At 71.7% G+C, this 15,396-nt stretch carries 10 protein-coding genes; 5 read left to right on the top strand and 5 right to left on the bottom strand.

What is annotated here, in order from left to right; translation table 11 throughout:
* The first annotated feature begins 48 nt into the window (after positions 1 to 48).
* The 3 genes from QK288_RS14505 to QK288_RS14495 all read left to right on the top strand — a co-directional run bounded on the left by QK288_RS14505 (position 49) and on the right by QK288_RS14495 (position 5,482).
* Positions 49 to 1,077, top strand: a complete 1,029-nt coding sequence (locus QK288_RS14505; protein ID WP_281264988.1) for a glycosyltransferase — start codon at positions 49 to 51, stop codon at positions 1,075 to 1,077.
* 218 nt (positions 1,078 to 1,295) lie between these two features.
* A complete protein-coding gene (locus QK288_RS14500) occupies positions 1,296 to 3,389 on the top strand; it encodes a hypothetical protein (RefSeq protein ID WP_281264987.1) in 2,094 nt (697 codons plus the stop codon).
* Positions 3,390 to 3,415: 26 nt separating this feature from the next.
* The gene (locus tag QK288_RS14495) at positions 3,416 to 5,482 is read left to right on the top strand and encodes a hypothetical protein (RefSeq protein ID WP_281264986.1); all 2,067 of its coding nucleotides are present in this window, start codon (positions 3,416 to 3,418) and stop codon (positions 5,480 to 5,482) included.
* 7 nt (positions 5,483 to 5,489) lie between these two features.
* On the opposite strand, the gene QK288_RS14490 is transcribed toward QK288_RS14495, so the two are convergent.
* Positions 5,490 to 5,966 (bottom strand): GtrA family protein, encoded by a 477-nt coding sequence (locus QK288_RS14490; RefSeq protein WP_281264985.1) that lies wholly within the window; start codon positions 5,964 to 5,966, stop codon positions 5,490 to 5,492.
* 123 nt (positions 5,967 to 6,089) lie between these two features.
* On the opposite strand from QK288_RS14490, the gene QK288_RS14485 reads away from it, so the two are divergent.
* Positions 6,090 to 7,133, top strand: coding sequence for a glycosyltransferase family 2 protein (locus QK288_RS14485; RefSeq protein ID WP_281264984.1), 1,044 nt, complete (start codon positions 6,090 to 6,092; stop codon positions 7,131 to 7,133).
* The gene (locus QK288_RS14480) at positions 7,130 to 7,894 is read left to right on the top strand and encodes a polyprenol monophosphomannose synthase (RefSeq protein ID WP_281264983.1); all 765 of its coding nucleotides are present in this window, start codon (positions 7,130 to 7,132) and stop codon (positions 7,892 to 7,894) included. Before QK288_RS14485 ends, QK288_RS14480 begins: the two co-directional genes overlap by 4 nt.
* 9 nt (positions 7,895 to 7,903) lie before the next feature.
* Here the strand turns inward: QK288_RS14480 and QK288_RS14475 are convergent, their stop codons facing one another.
* From QK288_RS14475 to QK288_RS14460, 4 genes are all read right to left on the bottom strand, one after another.
* Positions 7,904 to 9,796, bottom strand: coding sequence for a hypothetical protein (locus QK288_RS14475; protein ID WP_281264982.1), 1,893 nt, complete (start codon positions 9,794 to 9,796; stop codon positions 7,904 to 7,906).
* Between the two features lie 72 nt (positions 9,797 to 9,868).
* Positions 9,869 to 11,200 carry a hypothetical protein gene (locus QK288_RS14470; RefSeq protein ID WP_281264981.1) on the bottom strand — a complete coding sequence of 444 codons (1,332 nt, stop codon included), beginning with the start codon at positions 11,198 to 11,200 and terminating at the stop codon, positions 9,869 to 9,871.
* Between the two features lie 125 nt (positions 11,201 to 11,325).
* Positions 11,326 to 13,272 carry a hypothetical protein gene (locus QK288_RS14465; RefSeq protein WP_281264980.1) on the bottom strand — a complete coding sequence of 649 codons (1,947 nt, stop codon included), beginning with the start codon at positions 13,270 to 13,272 and terminating at the stop codon, positions 11,326 to 11,328.
* A gap of 38 nt (positions 13,273 to 13,310) precedes the next feature.
* A complete protein-coding gene (locus QK288_RS14460) occupies positions 13,311 to 15,317 on the bottom strand; it encodes a hypothetical protein (RefSeq protein ID WP_281264979.1) in 2,007 nt (668 codons plus the stop codon).
* Positions 15,318 to 15,396: the final 79 nt, after the last annotated feature.

Here is a 15,396-nt window from a genome sequence, read left to right as displayed (position 1 = left end):
CGGGCGGCCCGGGGCTCGGACCGCCCGGGAGCCTGGGAGACTGGCGGCGTGGACGTCTCCGTGGTCATCGTCGATTGGCACCAGCCCGAACTCACCCGTCGGGCGATCGACTCCGTGCGCTCGCAGCGCGTCGACGCGGCGATCGAGCTCGTGATCGTCGTGAACGAGGCCGACGACGCGACCGTCGCCGCCTACCGCGCCGACCACCCGGACGCGGTCGTCGTCGCCGAGCCGACCAACTCCGGGTTCGCCGGCGGGGTCACCCGCGGGATCCGCGCGTCCTCCGGTGACGTCGTCGTGCTCCTCAACAACGACGCGGTCGCGGACCACGGGTTCCTCGACCGCGGGCTCGCGGTGCTGGCCGCCGGCGGTGACGTCGTCGCCGCGGTGGCCGCCACCGCGGTGCTGGAGGGCGCCTTCACCCGGGTCACCGGCGCCGACCGCGGCGACGACGACCTGGTCGCCGGGGACGGGACGCGCTGGCGTCGGTCCGGCACCGGTCAGACGCTCGTCAACGGCACCGGCGTCGTCGTCGACCGCGCCGGCAACGGTCGCGACCGGGACTGGCTGCGCCCGATCGACGACGCGCCGGAGTCGGCGCCGTTGTTCGGGTTCTCCGGGGGAGCGGTGTTCCTGCGCCGCGGACCGCTCGAGCAGGTCGGCGGCTTCGACGAGTCCCTCTTCATGTACTACGAGGACCTCGACGTCGCGTGGCGGCTCCGGCTCGCCGGGTTCGACGTCCGCTACGCCCCCGATGCGGTCGTCGTCCACCGGCACGCCGCCAGCTCCGGCAGCGACTCACCGCTCGTCCGGTACCAGAGCATGCGGAACCGCCTCGCGGTCGTGGTGCGCAACGGCTCACCGGCCTTCGCGCTCCGGGTCGGTGTGCGCACCGTCGTGCGCATGCTGCGCGACCTGGCGCGTCCGTCCGGCGCGCAGCTCGCGCCGTCCGCGTGGCGCCGGCTCGTCCTGGAGGCCCCTGCCGTGCTCCGCCACGCGCGTCGCGCCCGCCGGGCGGACGGTTTCGACCGCGCCGCGCGTGTGCGCGTCGAGACGCTGGTCGACACCGCAGACTGAACACGCACTCAGGTGGTGACCATCTCGGGAACGCACTGACGGCGCGGAGCCGCGCCGCGCCTCCCGTTCGGGGGAGGGCTTGGGGGCTGTGTGATCACTGTGATCGAGGTAGCCTGCTGTGGCACGTGTGACTTGGCCGGTTCCAGGGATCCGGCTTCGGCCGCCACCGCGAAGCGCGTGCCAACCACCCCCGTCGCCGCCCCAGGGAGGCCCCCGACGTGAAAAAGCTCATCGCCGTCGCCGCGAGCGTGCTCGCCGTCGCGAGCGTCCTGGTCGGCTTCCAGATCACCGGACCGACCGCGTCGCAGGACTCCGCATCCGCACTGAGCGGCTCGCAGTTCGACCCGGGCAACATCATCCCGGACTCCGAGTTCTACAACGGGGGAGGGATGTCCGAGACGGCCATCCAGACCTTCCTCAACGCCCAGGTCGGCACCTGCGCGTCAAGTTCGTGCCTCAACGTCGGGCGCTACTCGCTCAACAGCCACGGTGCCGACGCGATGTGCAACGCCGTCGCCGGCGGGACCTCGCTCTCCGCGGCGCAGATCATCGCCCGTGTCGGCGCCGCGTGCGGCATCAACCCCAAGGTCATCCTCGTCACGCTCCAGAAGGAGCAGACGCTGGTGAACGGCGGCACCGCCCGCAACCCGTCAGCGGCCGTGCTCGCCCGGGCCATGGGCTACGCGTGCCCGGACAGCGCCAACGGTGGATGCGACCCGGCGTACTCCGGTGTCGGCAACCAGGTCTTCTGGGCGTCGTGGCAGTGGAAGCGCTACGGCAACCCCGCCGGCACGAGCAACTACTTCACCTGGTTCGGCCCCGGCGCGAACCGCAACGTGCAGTACAGCCCGAACGCGGCGTGCGGCACGAAGAGCGTCTACATCCAGAACAAGGCGACGGCGGCGCTGTACTACTACACGCCGTACACGCCGAACCAGGCGGCGCTGAACAACCTGTACGGCACGGGCGACGGCTGCTCGGCCTACGGCAACCGCAACTTCTGGCGGCTCTACAACGACTGGTTCGGCGTCTCCACCGCCGACAACCCCTTCGGCGGCATCGACGCCAAGCAGTACGGCCCCGGCTACGTGCAGGTCGGCGGCTGGGCGCTCGACCCGAACAACAAGGCAGCCACCGTGCAGGTGCAGTGGTACTCGGACGGCAAGCTCCTCGGCACCCTGCCCGCCAACGCATCCCGACCGGACGTCGGCCGCGCCTACCCGGGTGCCGGGAACAACCACGGGATCCTGAACACCCTGACGGTCGGCGGCGGCACGCACTCGATCTGCGCCGTCGGCGTGAACATCGGCTCCGGGTCCAACGCCCAGATCGGCCAGTGCGTCACCGTCGCGGTGTCCACCGGGTCCCCGATCGGTGGCATGGACGTGTCGTCCCCGTCGGCAGGCACGATCGCCGTCGGCGGCTGGACGATCGACCCCGACACTGCCGCGTCGATCTCCGTGGACGTCTACGTCGACGGGCGCAACCGCGGTCGCTCGGTCGCGAACGCGTCACGTCCCGACGTCGGGCGCGTCTACGCCAACTACGGCAACGCACACGGCATCGCCACGACCGTCTCGGCGTCGGCCGGCACGCACCAGGTCTGCGTCTACGGGCTGAACGCGACCGGGCCCGGCGGCAGCACGAACCTCGGCTGCCGCAGCGTGACCGTCGCCGACGCGTCGCCCTTCGGTGGCATGGACGTCACGACGAGCGGGTCGACCGCGACCGTGAACGGTTGGACGATCGACCCGGACACCACGGCACCGGTGCAGATCGCCCTGACCGTGGACGGTGTCGCCATGGGCACCTCCACCGCGAACGCCACGCGCGGCGACATCGGTCGGGTGTACCCGAAGTACGGAGCGAAGCACGGGATCAACGTGTCCTACGACCTCCGGCAGGGTGCACACACGATCTGCGTGACCGCGAAGAACGTCGGTGGCGGCAGTGACACCGCGCTCGGCTGCGACACGGCCACGATCGCTGCGAACTCCTCGCCGTTCGGCGGCATGGACGCCTCGTCGCCCGCGGCCGGCCGGGTGCAGGTGAACGGGTGGACGATCGATCCCGACCAGCAGAAGACGGCCATCCGCGTCGACACGTACCTCGACGGCGTCGGCGTCGCGTCCGGGCCGGCGAACGCGGCGCGCGCCGACGTGGGTCGGATCTACCCGGCGGCGGGCTCCGCGCACGGCATCAACCAGTCCTTCGCCGCGCGAGCCGGTTCGCACACCGTCTGCTCGTATGCGATAAATGTCGGGGCCGGGAAGAACGTCCTCCTCGGCTGCCAGGCCGTCACCGTCGGGTGAGGCGAACCAACCCGAAAGATCACCGCGTGAGCGCACCCACCACCGACCGAGCCCGCACACGGAACCCGCTCCTGACGGCGTGGGTCCGCCTCGAGGCCGGCTGGCAACGGGTCGTCGAGCCCAGGGCGTCCGGACTCCCGAACCTCGTCGTGCTGCTCGGCTTCCCCGTCGTCGCGGCGCTCATCGTGGTCGTGCTCGTGGCGCTCGGCATCTCCGGGAGCTCCACCGGCGTGTACTGGCAGAGCTTCGGCACGGGAACCGACCCGAACCTCCTCGCCGGCCACCCCCAGGGCATCAGGAGCGACGAGTGGCTCGTCCAGTCGAGCTGGATCGTGTCGCAGGTGCGCGAGGGCTTCCCGGTCGTCAACCAGTCGTTCCCCGGTGGCATGGACGCGACCATCCAGAACGACCTGCCGTCGTGGGACTGGTCGAGCGTCTTCCGCCCGCACGTCGTGGGCTTCCTCTTCCTGCCGCTCGACCAGGGCATGGCCGTGCGGTGGTGGATCCCGGTCCTCGGCGCCCTGGTCGCCGCGTACGTGTTCGCGGTCACCGTGATGCCGCGCCGCCCGGCGACCGCGGCCTTCCTGGCCGTCGCGCTGTGCCTGTCGCCGATGATCCAGTGGTGGTTCCTGCCGACGACGATCTGGCCGGTGGCGTGGGCCTTCGCCGGCCTCACCGCCGTGCTGTGGGCGTTCCGCTCCACCCGGCGTTGGCCGTCGATCGTGGCCGCCGTGATCACCGGGTACCTCACCGTCACGATGGTGATGAGCATCTACGTGCCGTACATGGTCCCGGCCGGCGTGGTGCTCGTGGCGCTCGCGATCGGGTTCCTGGTCGAACGGCTCCGCACCCCCGGCGTCCCGTGGCGCGGCACGCTCCTGCGGCTCGTCCCGCTCGCGTCGGCCGCGGTGGGGGCCGTCGTGGTGATCGGCGTGTGGGCGCTCACCCGCATCGACACCATCAAGGCCGTCCTCGGCACCGTGTACCCGGGGCAGCGCCTCGAGGCGACCGGTGCGTCGAACTACAACGCACTGATGTCGCTGTTCAGCGGCCCGTTCCAGCGGTCGTTCCAGAGTGGACACATCGGCGGACTCGCGGTGAACCAGTCGGAGGGCGCCGCGCCGATCATGGTCGTCGTCTTCGTGCTGCCGGTCCTGCTCTGGCTGCTCGTCACCTCGCTCCGACGCCGGCGGATGGACTGGCCGGTACTCGCGACCGTCGTCGTGCTGCTCATCCTGCTCGCGTTCGTCTTCGTGCCGCACTGGGACGCCGTGGCGCACCTGCTCCTGCTCGACCGCAGCACGGACGCGCGACTCCGGCTCGCCTTCGACCTGCTCGGGTTGGCCTCCGTCGCCCTCATCGCGGCACGGCTCGATCGCCGGCGCGCCGAAGCCGGGACCGGTGCGGCGCGCACCCCGTGGCTCGTCGCCGGGTACTCGGTCGTCCTCGTGGCCGGATCGATCGCCGTCGTGTACACCCACCTGCACGCGGGCCAGTCGATCGTGCTCGCCTCCCACGCCTGGCGGTACGCCGCCGTCCTGCTCGTCGTCGCGGTCGTCTGCATCGCGCGTCGGTGGATCGCCGTCGGCGCGCTCCTCGTGCTCGCCGTCTCGGTCGCGGTCGGCGGACAGGTCAACCCGCTGTACCGCGGCGTGTACGACCTCGGTACCGAGACGACGGCAGGCCGTGCGGTCTCGGCCATCGTCCGGGACGACCCGGACGCGCACTGGGTCGGCATCGGCGGGTACGTCCCGACGGCGATGCTCCTCGAGAGCGGCGCGCACTCCTACAACGGCGTGCAGACCTACCCGCCCGAGGAGATGTGGGACGAGATCGACCCGTCGGGGAAGTCCTCGGACGTCTGGAACCGTCTCGCGAACGTCAACTGGCTCGACGGCGACGGGGCGCCGCAGCTCTTCCTGCCGGTCCGTGACCAGATCCAGGTGAGCTTCGACGGGTGCAGCCGCTTCGCGCAGGAGAACGTGCAGTACGTGCTGTCCGACCAGCCCGTCACCGACGACTGCATCTCGCCGGTGCGGAAGATCACCGAGGGTGCCGAGACGCTCTGGATCTACGAGGTCGACAAGCGCTGAGCGTCGCTCAGACCGCCTGGCGGACCGCTTCCTCGGCGCCGTCCTTGCGGTCCGGGAACACCCACTTGCCGTACGCGAAGTAGCGGAAGACGGTCGCGACGGCCTGCCCGACGAGCGTGCCGGACACGTTGTCGGCGAGCGGGGAGTCGAGGTGCAGCACGTAGCGCGAGAACCCGAGGCAGCCGAGCTGCAGCAGGATCGCGATGACGTTGAGCAGTGCGAACACGCCGAAGCTCTTCAGCGTCTGCTCGCCGCTCCGGTCCCGGTAGGTCCACAGCCGGCTGCCGAAGTAGGTGGCGACGCTGGCGACGGCGATCGCGATGACCTTGCCGAGCAGGGGGAGCGCGAAGAGGGGGCCGTGGCCGCCCCAGAAGACCAGCACGTTGTAGACGACTGCGTCGACGACGAAGCCGATGCCCCCGACGACGAGGAACGAGCCCCCTCGGCGCAGGTGCCCGACGAACCACTCGGATGCTCTCGACACGGTGTCCTTCCTGTTCCGCGGGGCGCGTCCGCCGTCGAGCACGGGAACTGTTAGCCTCTCGCAGGGGTTTCGTGACCACGACCCCGCCGCTCGACGGATCCGTGACACTGAAGGACCCTACCCGTGACTCTCGACGACCTCGTCATCGCCGCGATCGTCCCGTGCTACAACGAGGCACCCGCGATCCACAAGGTGGTGACCGACCTCAAGCAGGCGGTCCCGGGCATCCACGTGTACGTCTACGACAACAACAGCACCGACGGCACCGACGACGAAGCGCGTCGTGCCGGTGCCGAGGTCCGGTACGAACACACCAAGGGCAAGGGCAACGTCATCCGCCGAGCGTTCGGCGACATCGACGCCGACGTCTACCTGATGATCGACGGCGACGACACCTACGACGCCGCAGCCGCCCCCGAGATGATCAGGACCCTGCTCGAGGGACCGTACGACCACATCCTCGGCGTCCGGCAGGACGACCCGACGTCGACCGCCTACCGTCCCGGTCACGAAGCCGGCAACCGGATGTTCAACCGCGTGGTCGGCCGGCTCTTCGGGACGCCCGTCTCGGACATGCTGAGCGGCTACCGCGTCATGTCGCGTCGCTTCGTGAAGTCGTTCCCCGCGCTCTCCCGCGAGTTCGAGACGGAGACCGAGCTCACCGTGCACGTGATGAACCTCCGCGTCCCGCACACCGAGGTCCCGGTCGGGTTCCGCGACCGCGCTGCCGGCACCGAGTCGAAGCTCAACACCTACAGCGACGGCTTCAAGATCCTCTCCCTCATCGCGCACCTGATCCGGTTCGAGCGCCCGGTGCTCTTCCACGGGATCATCGGCGCGCTGTTCGCGGTGGTCGGCATCGTCCTCGCGATCCCGCTCTTCATCGAGTTCGGACGCACCGGACTCGTCCCGCGGTTCCCGACCGCGTTCCTCGCCGCATCGCTCATGGTGATCGCGTTCCTGACGTGGATACTGGGCTTCGTGCTGGAGGGCGTGACACGGCTCCGACGCGAGACGAGCCGGCTCAACTACCTGACCTACTCGGCGCCGGGTGCTGCGCAGCGCCGGCTGCCGACCGAGCACTCCGCCCCGGAGTCCGCGACGCCGTCCGAGATCGCCAGCAGGACGATCGGCCGTGACGAGCCGGGGAGCACCCCCGCCCGATGACCACCAGTCCGGTTCCCCTCGTCATCGTCCCGACGTACGACGAGGCCGAGAACGTCGGTGACATCCTGTCGCTCGTCCTCGGTGCCGTGCCGACCGCGCACGTGCTCGTCGTCGACGACGGCAGCCCGGACGGCACCGGCGACGTCGTCGCGGGGATCGCGGCCCACGACGATCGCGTCCACCTGATGCGGCGGGCCGGCAAGCTCGGGCTCGGGAGCGCGTACGTCGCCGGGTTCCGGTGGGGACTCGAGCGGGGGTACGACCTGCTCGTCGAGATGGACGCCGACGGGTCGCACCCGGCAGACCGGCTGCCCGCCCTCATCGAGGCCGTCGTGGGCGACGCGGGGGTCGCACTGGCGATCGGGTCGCGGTGGGTCCCCGGCGGCTCCGTGGTCGACTGGCCGAAGTACCGCGAGGCCCTGAGCCGCGGCGGGAACGCCTACGCCCGGTGGATGCTGCGCATCGACGTCCGGGACATCACCGCGGGGTTCCGCGTCTACCGCGCCGACGTGATCGCCCGGATGGACCTCGATTCGATCGACTCCAAGGGCTACTGCTTCCAGGTCGACATGACGCTCCGCGTGCACGACCTCGGCGGCACCATCGTCGAGGTACCGATCCGGTTCCGAGACCGGCTCCGCGGTGTCTCCAAGATGAGTCAGGCCATCGTGCTCGAGGCCATGCTCCGCGTCACCCAGTGGGGACTGCAGCGCCGGTTCGCCCGACGACGGTCCGTCCGACCGCGGGCGGACCGGCGCTGAGTCCGAGCCCTACACGCAGGTGGCGTTCCGGTCGAACCCGTCGGCGACGTACTGGACCATCTCGATGCGCCCGCCTGCGGTGAACGGGGTGGCCGCACACGACTGCTGCGCCGTGGCGAGCGTGGCGGTGCCGACCGCGCGCCAGCTCGGCAGGCGGTACAGCGCGCTCGACGACGGGACCGAGCCGAACAGCGTGCTCCACTCCGACGGCGAGGAGTACAGCCCGACGGACGCCCCGATCGACGTGAAGTACGCGGTCATCCCCTCGAGGGTCGCGCGGTTCTGGCCGATCCCGCTCTGCCACGTGCCGTTCGTCTCGGCGTCGAGCCACCACCGGTAGCTGCCCGGGTTCGAGACGCTGCGGTCGTTCGCGTCCTCCACCGCGCGGTTCCAGCCGTACATCCACGAGCACGCGGTCGACGTGAGCCCCGCGGTGTCGTTCGTGCACGTGCCGTACGGGTTCGTCGGCCTCGTCGAGTCGCTCCCCGCGTTGCTCGTCGGCCATGACGCCCGGCTCGCGCCCGGGTTGTTCTTGAAGTACTCACCCGGGTTCGCGGTGTTCACGTAGAGCTGGACCTTCGGCTGTGTCGTCCCACCGGCCGATCCCAGCGCCCAGACGAGCTGCTGCCCGAAGCACGGGTTGTCGTTGTTCGCGAGGCCGTTGTTGACGCCGATCAGGCCGAACGCCATGTCGTCTGGCCACGTCGACGCCGAGCCGCACTGCGGCCACGAGATGTCCGCGCCGATGCCCGATCCGGACGACCCGTCCATGAAGTACCCGGCCACGTCGAGGTCGAGCGTGGCCGACCCGGCCGACACCTTCGCCTGGACACCGCGGTTCACGGTGCTGCCGGTCACCTTCGCCATCACGAGGTTCGACACCGCGCGGTTCGCCCCGAAGACCTGGGTCGCGACCTGGGCGTCCTTGCCGGCCGGGGTGACCCGGAGGTACCCGGCCGCCGTGGTCTTCTCGGTCTCGGCGTTCGCGACGACGGCGGTGGCGGTCCCCGGGACACCGGCCGTGCCGGAGAGTCGGACGACGCGTGCCGTGGTCGTGACCGGGCCCGCGTAGGCGCGCGTGGTGTCGAGGGGCACGAACACCGAACCGCTGTCCGAGTTCTCGTAGTACCCGGAGACGTCCATGAACACCGTCGCGGTGCCGCTCGACACCTTCACCTGAGCAGCGCCCCCGACGAGCTTCACGATGACGAGGTTGGAGATCGCGGTCCCGCGGGTGAACACCTGCGCGGCCACCTGCGGATCCTGGCCGGACGGGGTGACGCGCACGTACCCGTTCGCGGTCGTGTCCTGCACCTGCGTGTTGACGGCGACCGCGGTGGCCGTCGACGGGACCCCGCCGACTCCGGTCAGCGGGACCCGGACGGGCGTCGTGCCGACCGTCCCCTGGAACACGCGCGTCGCGTCGAGGGGGGTGTACGTCGCACCGGAGCCGTCCACGTAGTACCCGGAGACGTCCATGAACACGGTGCCGGTCCCCGCCGACAGCTTGACCTGCACACCGCCTCGCGCGAGCTTCACGGTCGAGAGGTTCGAGATCGTCTGTCCGGCGGAGAACTCCTGGGTCGCCACCTGCGGGTCAGACCCACGCGGCGTGACGCGGACGTACCCGTTCGCGGTCGGGGTGCCCACCTCGACGTTGACGACGACGGCGGTGGCGTTCGACGGGACGCCGACCTTGCCGGCGATCGTCACCACGGTGGGGGAGGTGCCGACGGTTCCGGACCAGACGCGGGCGGTGTCCACCGGCACGTACCGCCCGGTGGTGGGCGCGGCTGCCGCTGCCGGTGACGGTGTGACCGCGACGACGCCGGCGCTGACCAGGCCGATCGCGACGAGTGCGGTGGTGACGACGAGGGCGAACCGGTGGAGCGGGCGCGTCATGGCGTTCCTTCGATCAGGACCGTCCCCCTGACGGTCACCGGAAGTGTACGGGCACGGGGTGTCCGGCCGTGGTCACCGCGCGGGTGGTGCGTCCACGGACACATCGGCGCGACGCCTCCCGGTGGCCGTCCGGTCGGCGAGCGGTCGGCGGACCACCGGCGTCCGGAGGAACACCACCACGAAGACGACGAGCAGCGCGGCACGCACCCAGATCCCCGCGGTCATCATCTGCGATGCCCAGGTGTCCCCGGTCTGGCCGATCGCCGCGTAGTACCCGTTCCGGAAGAAGCCCGTCGTGAGCGCGACGTCCGTCACCAGGTACGCGGCGATCCACCACCCCCCGAGGCGGAGCACCACGAAGAACGGCAGCAGCCACAGCACGTACTGCGGCGAGTCGACCTTGTTGCAGACCATGTACACGCAGAGCATCGCGGCCGAGGACTGGATCCAGGGGGTGCGTCCCGTGCGGACTCCGATCGCGACCGTGACGCCGAGGACGACCAGGATGCCGAGGCCGGTCGACACGGTCGCGAGCATCGACATCGTGTCCTGGAACGGGCCGTCGAGGTCCGCGGACCACGGGAGCAGTCCGTAGTACCAGACCGACAGCGTCGAGGCGCCGATCGGTCGCCCCGCCTGGAACTGGAAGACGGAGAGCCACCCCTCGAAGTTCACGACCATGAACGGCACGTTCGCGACCAGCACCGCTCCGACACCCGTGCCGAGCGCGACGAGGGACCGGTGGAGGCGACCGGGCAGGTCGAGGTCACGGTCGAGGAACGCGGCGAGCACGAGCGCGGCGAGGAACATCAGCGGGTAGAGCTTGAACGCCCCGCCGACACCGAAGGCGAACCCGGTGACGGCCCAGCGGACGAGCGGCGGCCAGGACCGGGGCGCCGCGGTCATCACGAGCAGACCGGCGACGGTGCAGGCGACCGGCAGGAGGTCCCAGTTGTAGGCCGCGTACAGCGCGAGCGGGGGCGTCGCGGCGAACACCCACGCCCGCCGCCCGGCGATGCGGGCGAGCGCGAGGGTGACGACGACGGCGAGGAGCGCAGCGACCACACCCGTGACGACGAGGAACGACGCCGCCGAGTGCGCGAACAACGCGGTGAACCACACCCAGACGCCGGTGAGGGTCGGGTACTCGACCGTGCCGCCGCCGAGGACGGGCGGATCGCCGCGGTAGGTCCCGAACACGTACGGGAACACGTGGGCGCCGAGGTCGCGCTGGTTCCACAGCGACACCACGTCCGACCAGCAGCCGTAGCGGTTGACGTACTCGCCGCGGGACACGTCGGCGGGCTGGGGAACCGTGCAGAGGAGCTTGTTGAGCAGGTTCAGCACGGAGAACGCGGCGGCGACGACGCACATCGCGATGCGTTCGGGGAGGCGGAGCGGCACGTGATCACGGTAGCCGGTCGCGGCACGCGACCACGGCCGCCTGGCCAGCCACGGCCGTCCTGGAGGCACGGGGCGGCCCCGCACCGTGCCTCCCGTCCGGTGCTTCCAGCGTCTGGAGCCGTGGTTCAGCGGCAGGAGACGACGCGGCTGCCGCCGCCGCCGGAGTACACCACCTGTTCGAGCGGGCCGCCGAGGAGCGGCGCCCCGGTGACGCACATCCGGTGCGCGTCGGTGAGGTCCCCGGCAACGACCGCCGCGGACGGCAGGTCGGCGATGACGCTGGTCGCGGGCACCGGTCCGAGGTGCTGCCACAGCTCGTCGGCCGTCCCCCTGATGCCCACGCGGGCACCGCGGGACTCCAGGTAGGTCGTCGCGCCCTCCAGGTACGCCTGGCCGAACGCCGGGTCGTCCTGCACCGCCCACCTGGCGTTGTGGACGTCGAGCCACCACATCTGGTCGGCCGGGTCGGGGACACCGGCGACGGAGGTCGCGTCCCACGCCGCCCAGACACCGAGCACGTAGGAGCACGCCTCGTCGAGCGCGCCGGCACACGAGCCGTACCGGTTGCCCGTGACGACCGGGCCGCCGGTGGGAGCGGTGTCGCTGGTCGGCCAGGGGAGGACGTCCGGGAACCGTGCCGCGTACTTGTCGCCGTGGTTGCCGGCGTGCATCACGTACTGCACACGGTCCTCGCCGGCGATGCCGACCGCCGTCTGCGCGGCCGCCAGGAGCGGGGGGACGCACGCTGACCGGTAGGCGGCGCTCGTGCGGCTCCCGACGTCGACGACGCCGAACGCGGCGTCGGACGGCGCGCGCCTGGTGTCGACCGTGTTCGCGGGGCTCGAGCACGCGCCCTGCCCGTAGTCGACCCCGACGGCGGACCCGGTCGAGCCGTCGACGAAGTACCCGGCGACGTCGAGGAACACCGTCGCCGACCCCGACGAGACCTTCACCTGGAGGTTCCTCGTCCGGTCCGTCCCGCTCACCGGCGTCATGACGAGGTTGGAGACCGCCTCACCAGCGCGGAACGACTGGACCGCGACCTGCGCGTCCTGACCGGGAGCGGTGACCCGGACGTACCCGGCCGCGCTGGGGGCGCTGACACCGACCGTGGCGACGACCGCCGACGCGGTCGCCGGCACCGGGCCCGTCCCGGTGACCGGGACCAGGCTCGCTGTCGTGGTGGGGTGCACGGTCGCGGTCCTCGTGGGGGCGACGGACACGAAGGCGGAGCCGCGGTCGTCCGCGGTGTAGTACCCGGCGACGTCCATGAAGACCTGGGCGCGCCCTGCAGACACCTTCACCTGTGCGGCGCCGTCGACCAGGCGCACGATCGTCAGGTTCGACACCGGACGGCCCGCCGTGAACTCCTGGGTGGCGACCTGCGCGTCGCGGCCGGCCGGCGTGACACGGACGTAGCCGGACGTCGTCGGGGAGCCGATGCCGGTGTTCACGGCGACGGCGGTGGCGTCCGTCGGGATCCCGGCCCGGCCGGCCAGCGGGACGCGCACCGGAGCGGTGCCGACCGTGCCGGTGAACGTCCGGACCGCGCTCACCGGGGTGAAGGTCGAGCCGACGGTGTCCGCGTAGTACCCCGACAGGTCGAGGGAGACCGTCGCCGTGCCGGACTTGATCGACACCAGGACGGCACCGTCGACCACGCCGACGGTGGTCAGCGCGGAGATCGTCTGGTCTCGGGCGAACACCTGGTCCGCGACGGCTGCGGTCGCGCCGTCCGGGGTGATCCGCACCCATCCGGCAGCGGTCGGGTGCTCCACCTCGACGTTCAGCACCGCTGCGTTCCCGAGGCCGGGGAGACCGACGAGCTGCGGGACTTCGACGCGCACGGGCTTCGTGCCGACCGTGCCACGCCAGATCCTCGTCGTGTCCACCGGAGTGAACCGGCCGCCCGCCGGCAACGTCCGGGCGGTCTGGGCGGCCGGGGCCACCGCGGCGGGCGCGGTCGGATCGGCCTGTGCCGCCGCGGCTGCTCCGGCCTGTGCGGTGCCGATGCCCGCGACGGCGAGGGCGGACGCCAGGAGGACGATCGTGAGACGGCGGAGTGTGGTCACGGGCGGGGAGTTCCTCTCACGGATCCGGTGTGCGCGGGTCATCGGCAGCTCACCAGCGCCGAGCGGTCGTACCCCTGGAAGCTGAGCATCTCGACCGGGCCGCCGAGGATCGGGGAGACCGTCGTGCACGCTCGCCGTGCCGCGGCCAGGTCGAGCGCGTTCTGCCAGATCGTCGAGGTGGGCAGCTGGGCCAGGTCGCTCTCGGGGGGAACGGTCCCGATCAGCTGCGCGACGGACCCCGGGGTGTGACCGATCACGCCGACGGACGCGCCGATCGACTCCAGGTACGCGGTCTCGCCCTCGAGGTACGCCCGGTTCCTGCCGAGCTCGCGCGTGGACCCGAGCCACGGGACGACCCACCCGCCGTCGGTGTCGACCTTCAGCCACCAGCGGTGCGCACCGGGGTCGGTGATCCCGGGCTGCCGCGCAGCGATGACGGCGTGCCAGTACCCGAGCACGTACGAGCACGCCTGGTCGACGATCGCGTGACACGATCCGTACGGACTCCCGGTCACCGTCGGACCGCCCGGGATCGCGTCGCTCGTCGGCCAGGGGTGCGCAGGGTCCGGCGCCGAGCTCGTGAACCAGTGTCCGGCCTGCAGGGAGAACTGCACGGCCGGCTGTCCGAGGGCGCCGACCGCGGTGGAGGCGACGTCGAGGGCGGCGGCGAGACAGGGGTTCGGCTCGCCGGGGCCATGATCGGCCGACACGACGACGAACGCGGCGTGCCGGGTCGCGGTGCTCGCGGGCAGCTTCGATCCGACGCACCCGAGGCTCGAGACGGACTCGCCGAAGCCGATGCCCACGGACCCGTCGAGGAAGTACCCGACGACGTCGACGTCGACCCGTGCGGTGCCCGCGGAGACGCGGACGTCGATCGACCTGGCCGTGTCCGTCCCCGTGACGGCGGGCATGACGGTGTTCGACTGCGCCCCGCCCGCGGAGAACACCTGGGTCGCGACCTGCGCGTCGGTCCCGGGCGTCGTGACCCGCACGTACCCGGCCGCCGTCGTGCGCTCGACCTCGACGGTCGCCGCCACCGCGCTCGCAGCCCCCGGGATGTCACCGATGCCGGTCACCTGGACCGGGGTCGCCGTGCGTCCGACCGTGGTCGTCCCGACGCGGACGGGATCCTCCGGCACGAACACCGAGCCGTCGTCGCCCGGTCGGTACGCCCCGACGACGTCGACGAACACCGTCGCGCGTCCCGCGGAGAGCTTCACCTGCGCCGCACCGTCCCGGAGCCGGACGATGACCAGGTTCGAGATGGTCCGCCCCCGTTCGAACTCCTGCGACGCGACGGCCGCGTCACGGCCGGCCGGCGTCACCCGGACGTAGCCGGCGGCGGTCGGGGAGCCGACCTCGACGTTCAGCGCGACGGCGGTCGCGTCCGCCGGGACGCCGCCACGACCCGCGACGGGCACTCGCACGGGAGCGGTGCCGACGCTCGGCGCTGCGATGCGGGCGGGCGGGAGCGGGTCGTAGGTCGACCCGGTCGGCCCGTACGAACCGGCGACGTCGAGGTACACCGTCGCCGACCCGCCGGAGAGGGTGACGTCGACCATGCCGCCGACGTTCACCCGGAGTGCCACCGTCGTGAGTCCGGAGACGGTCTGGCCCGCGCGGAACACCTGCGTCGCTCCCTGGGCCGAGGACTCGTACGGAGCGACCCGGATCCACCCGTCCTGTGTCGGGTGTTCGACCTCGACGTTGACCACGACCGCCGTCGCGTCCGCCGGCAGGTGCGCGAGCGTCTGGAGTTCGACGGAGGTCCCCGGGGCCCTGACCGTCCCGTGCCATGCGCGGGTGGTGTCCAGCGGGGTGTAGCGGCCGCCGTCGGGGAGGGAGCGCGCCGTGGGCTGCGCACCGGAGGCGGACGACGCGGCGGCCGGCGCGGTCGTAGCGGCCGGTGCGGTCGCGGCTGCCGACGGCGCGGCTGTGGCTGCGTCCGTCGAGGGCGCTGCGAACGCCGGACCGGCGATGGCCGTCGTCACGATGGCCGCGAGGACGACGGAGACGACGGCGAGTCGACGAGACGACAGCATGGTTCCCCCTCGGAATCCGTCGCTCCCGCGACGGTGGCCCGCACGGGCACCTTGGGATCGTACGGGTGCGCAGGAGCCA

The organism is Curtobacterium sp. 9128 (assembly GCF_900086645.1).
GTDB lineage: Bacteria > Actinomycetota > Actinomycetes > Actinomycetales > Microbacteriaceae > Curtobacterium.
Note: the sequence above shows the minus strand (reverse complement) of the source record. Positions and strands in the feature narration are given on the sequence as shown.

Bases quoted from the DNA above. Each gene is read 5' to 3' on its own strand.
- QK288_RS14475 (WP_281264982.1), bottom strand. From the start codon at position 9,796: ATGACGCGCCCGCTCCACCGGTTCGCCCTCGTCGTCACCACCGCACTC.
- QK288_RS14460 (WP_281264979.1), bottom strand. From the start codon at position 15,317: ATGCTGTCGTCTCGTCGACTCGCCGTCGTCTCCGTCGTCCTCGCGGCC.
- QK288_RS14480 (WP_281264983.1), top strand. From the start codon at position 7,130: ATGACCACCAGTCCGGTTCCCCTCGTCATCGTCCCGACGTACGACGAG.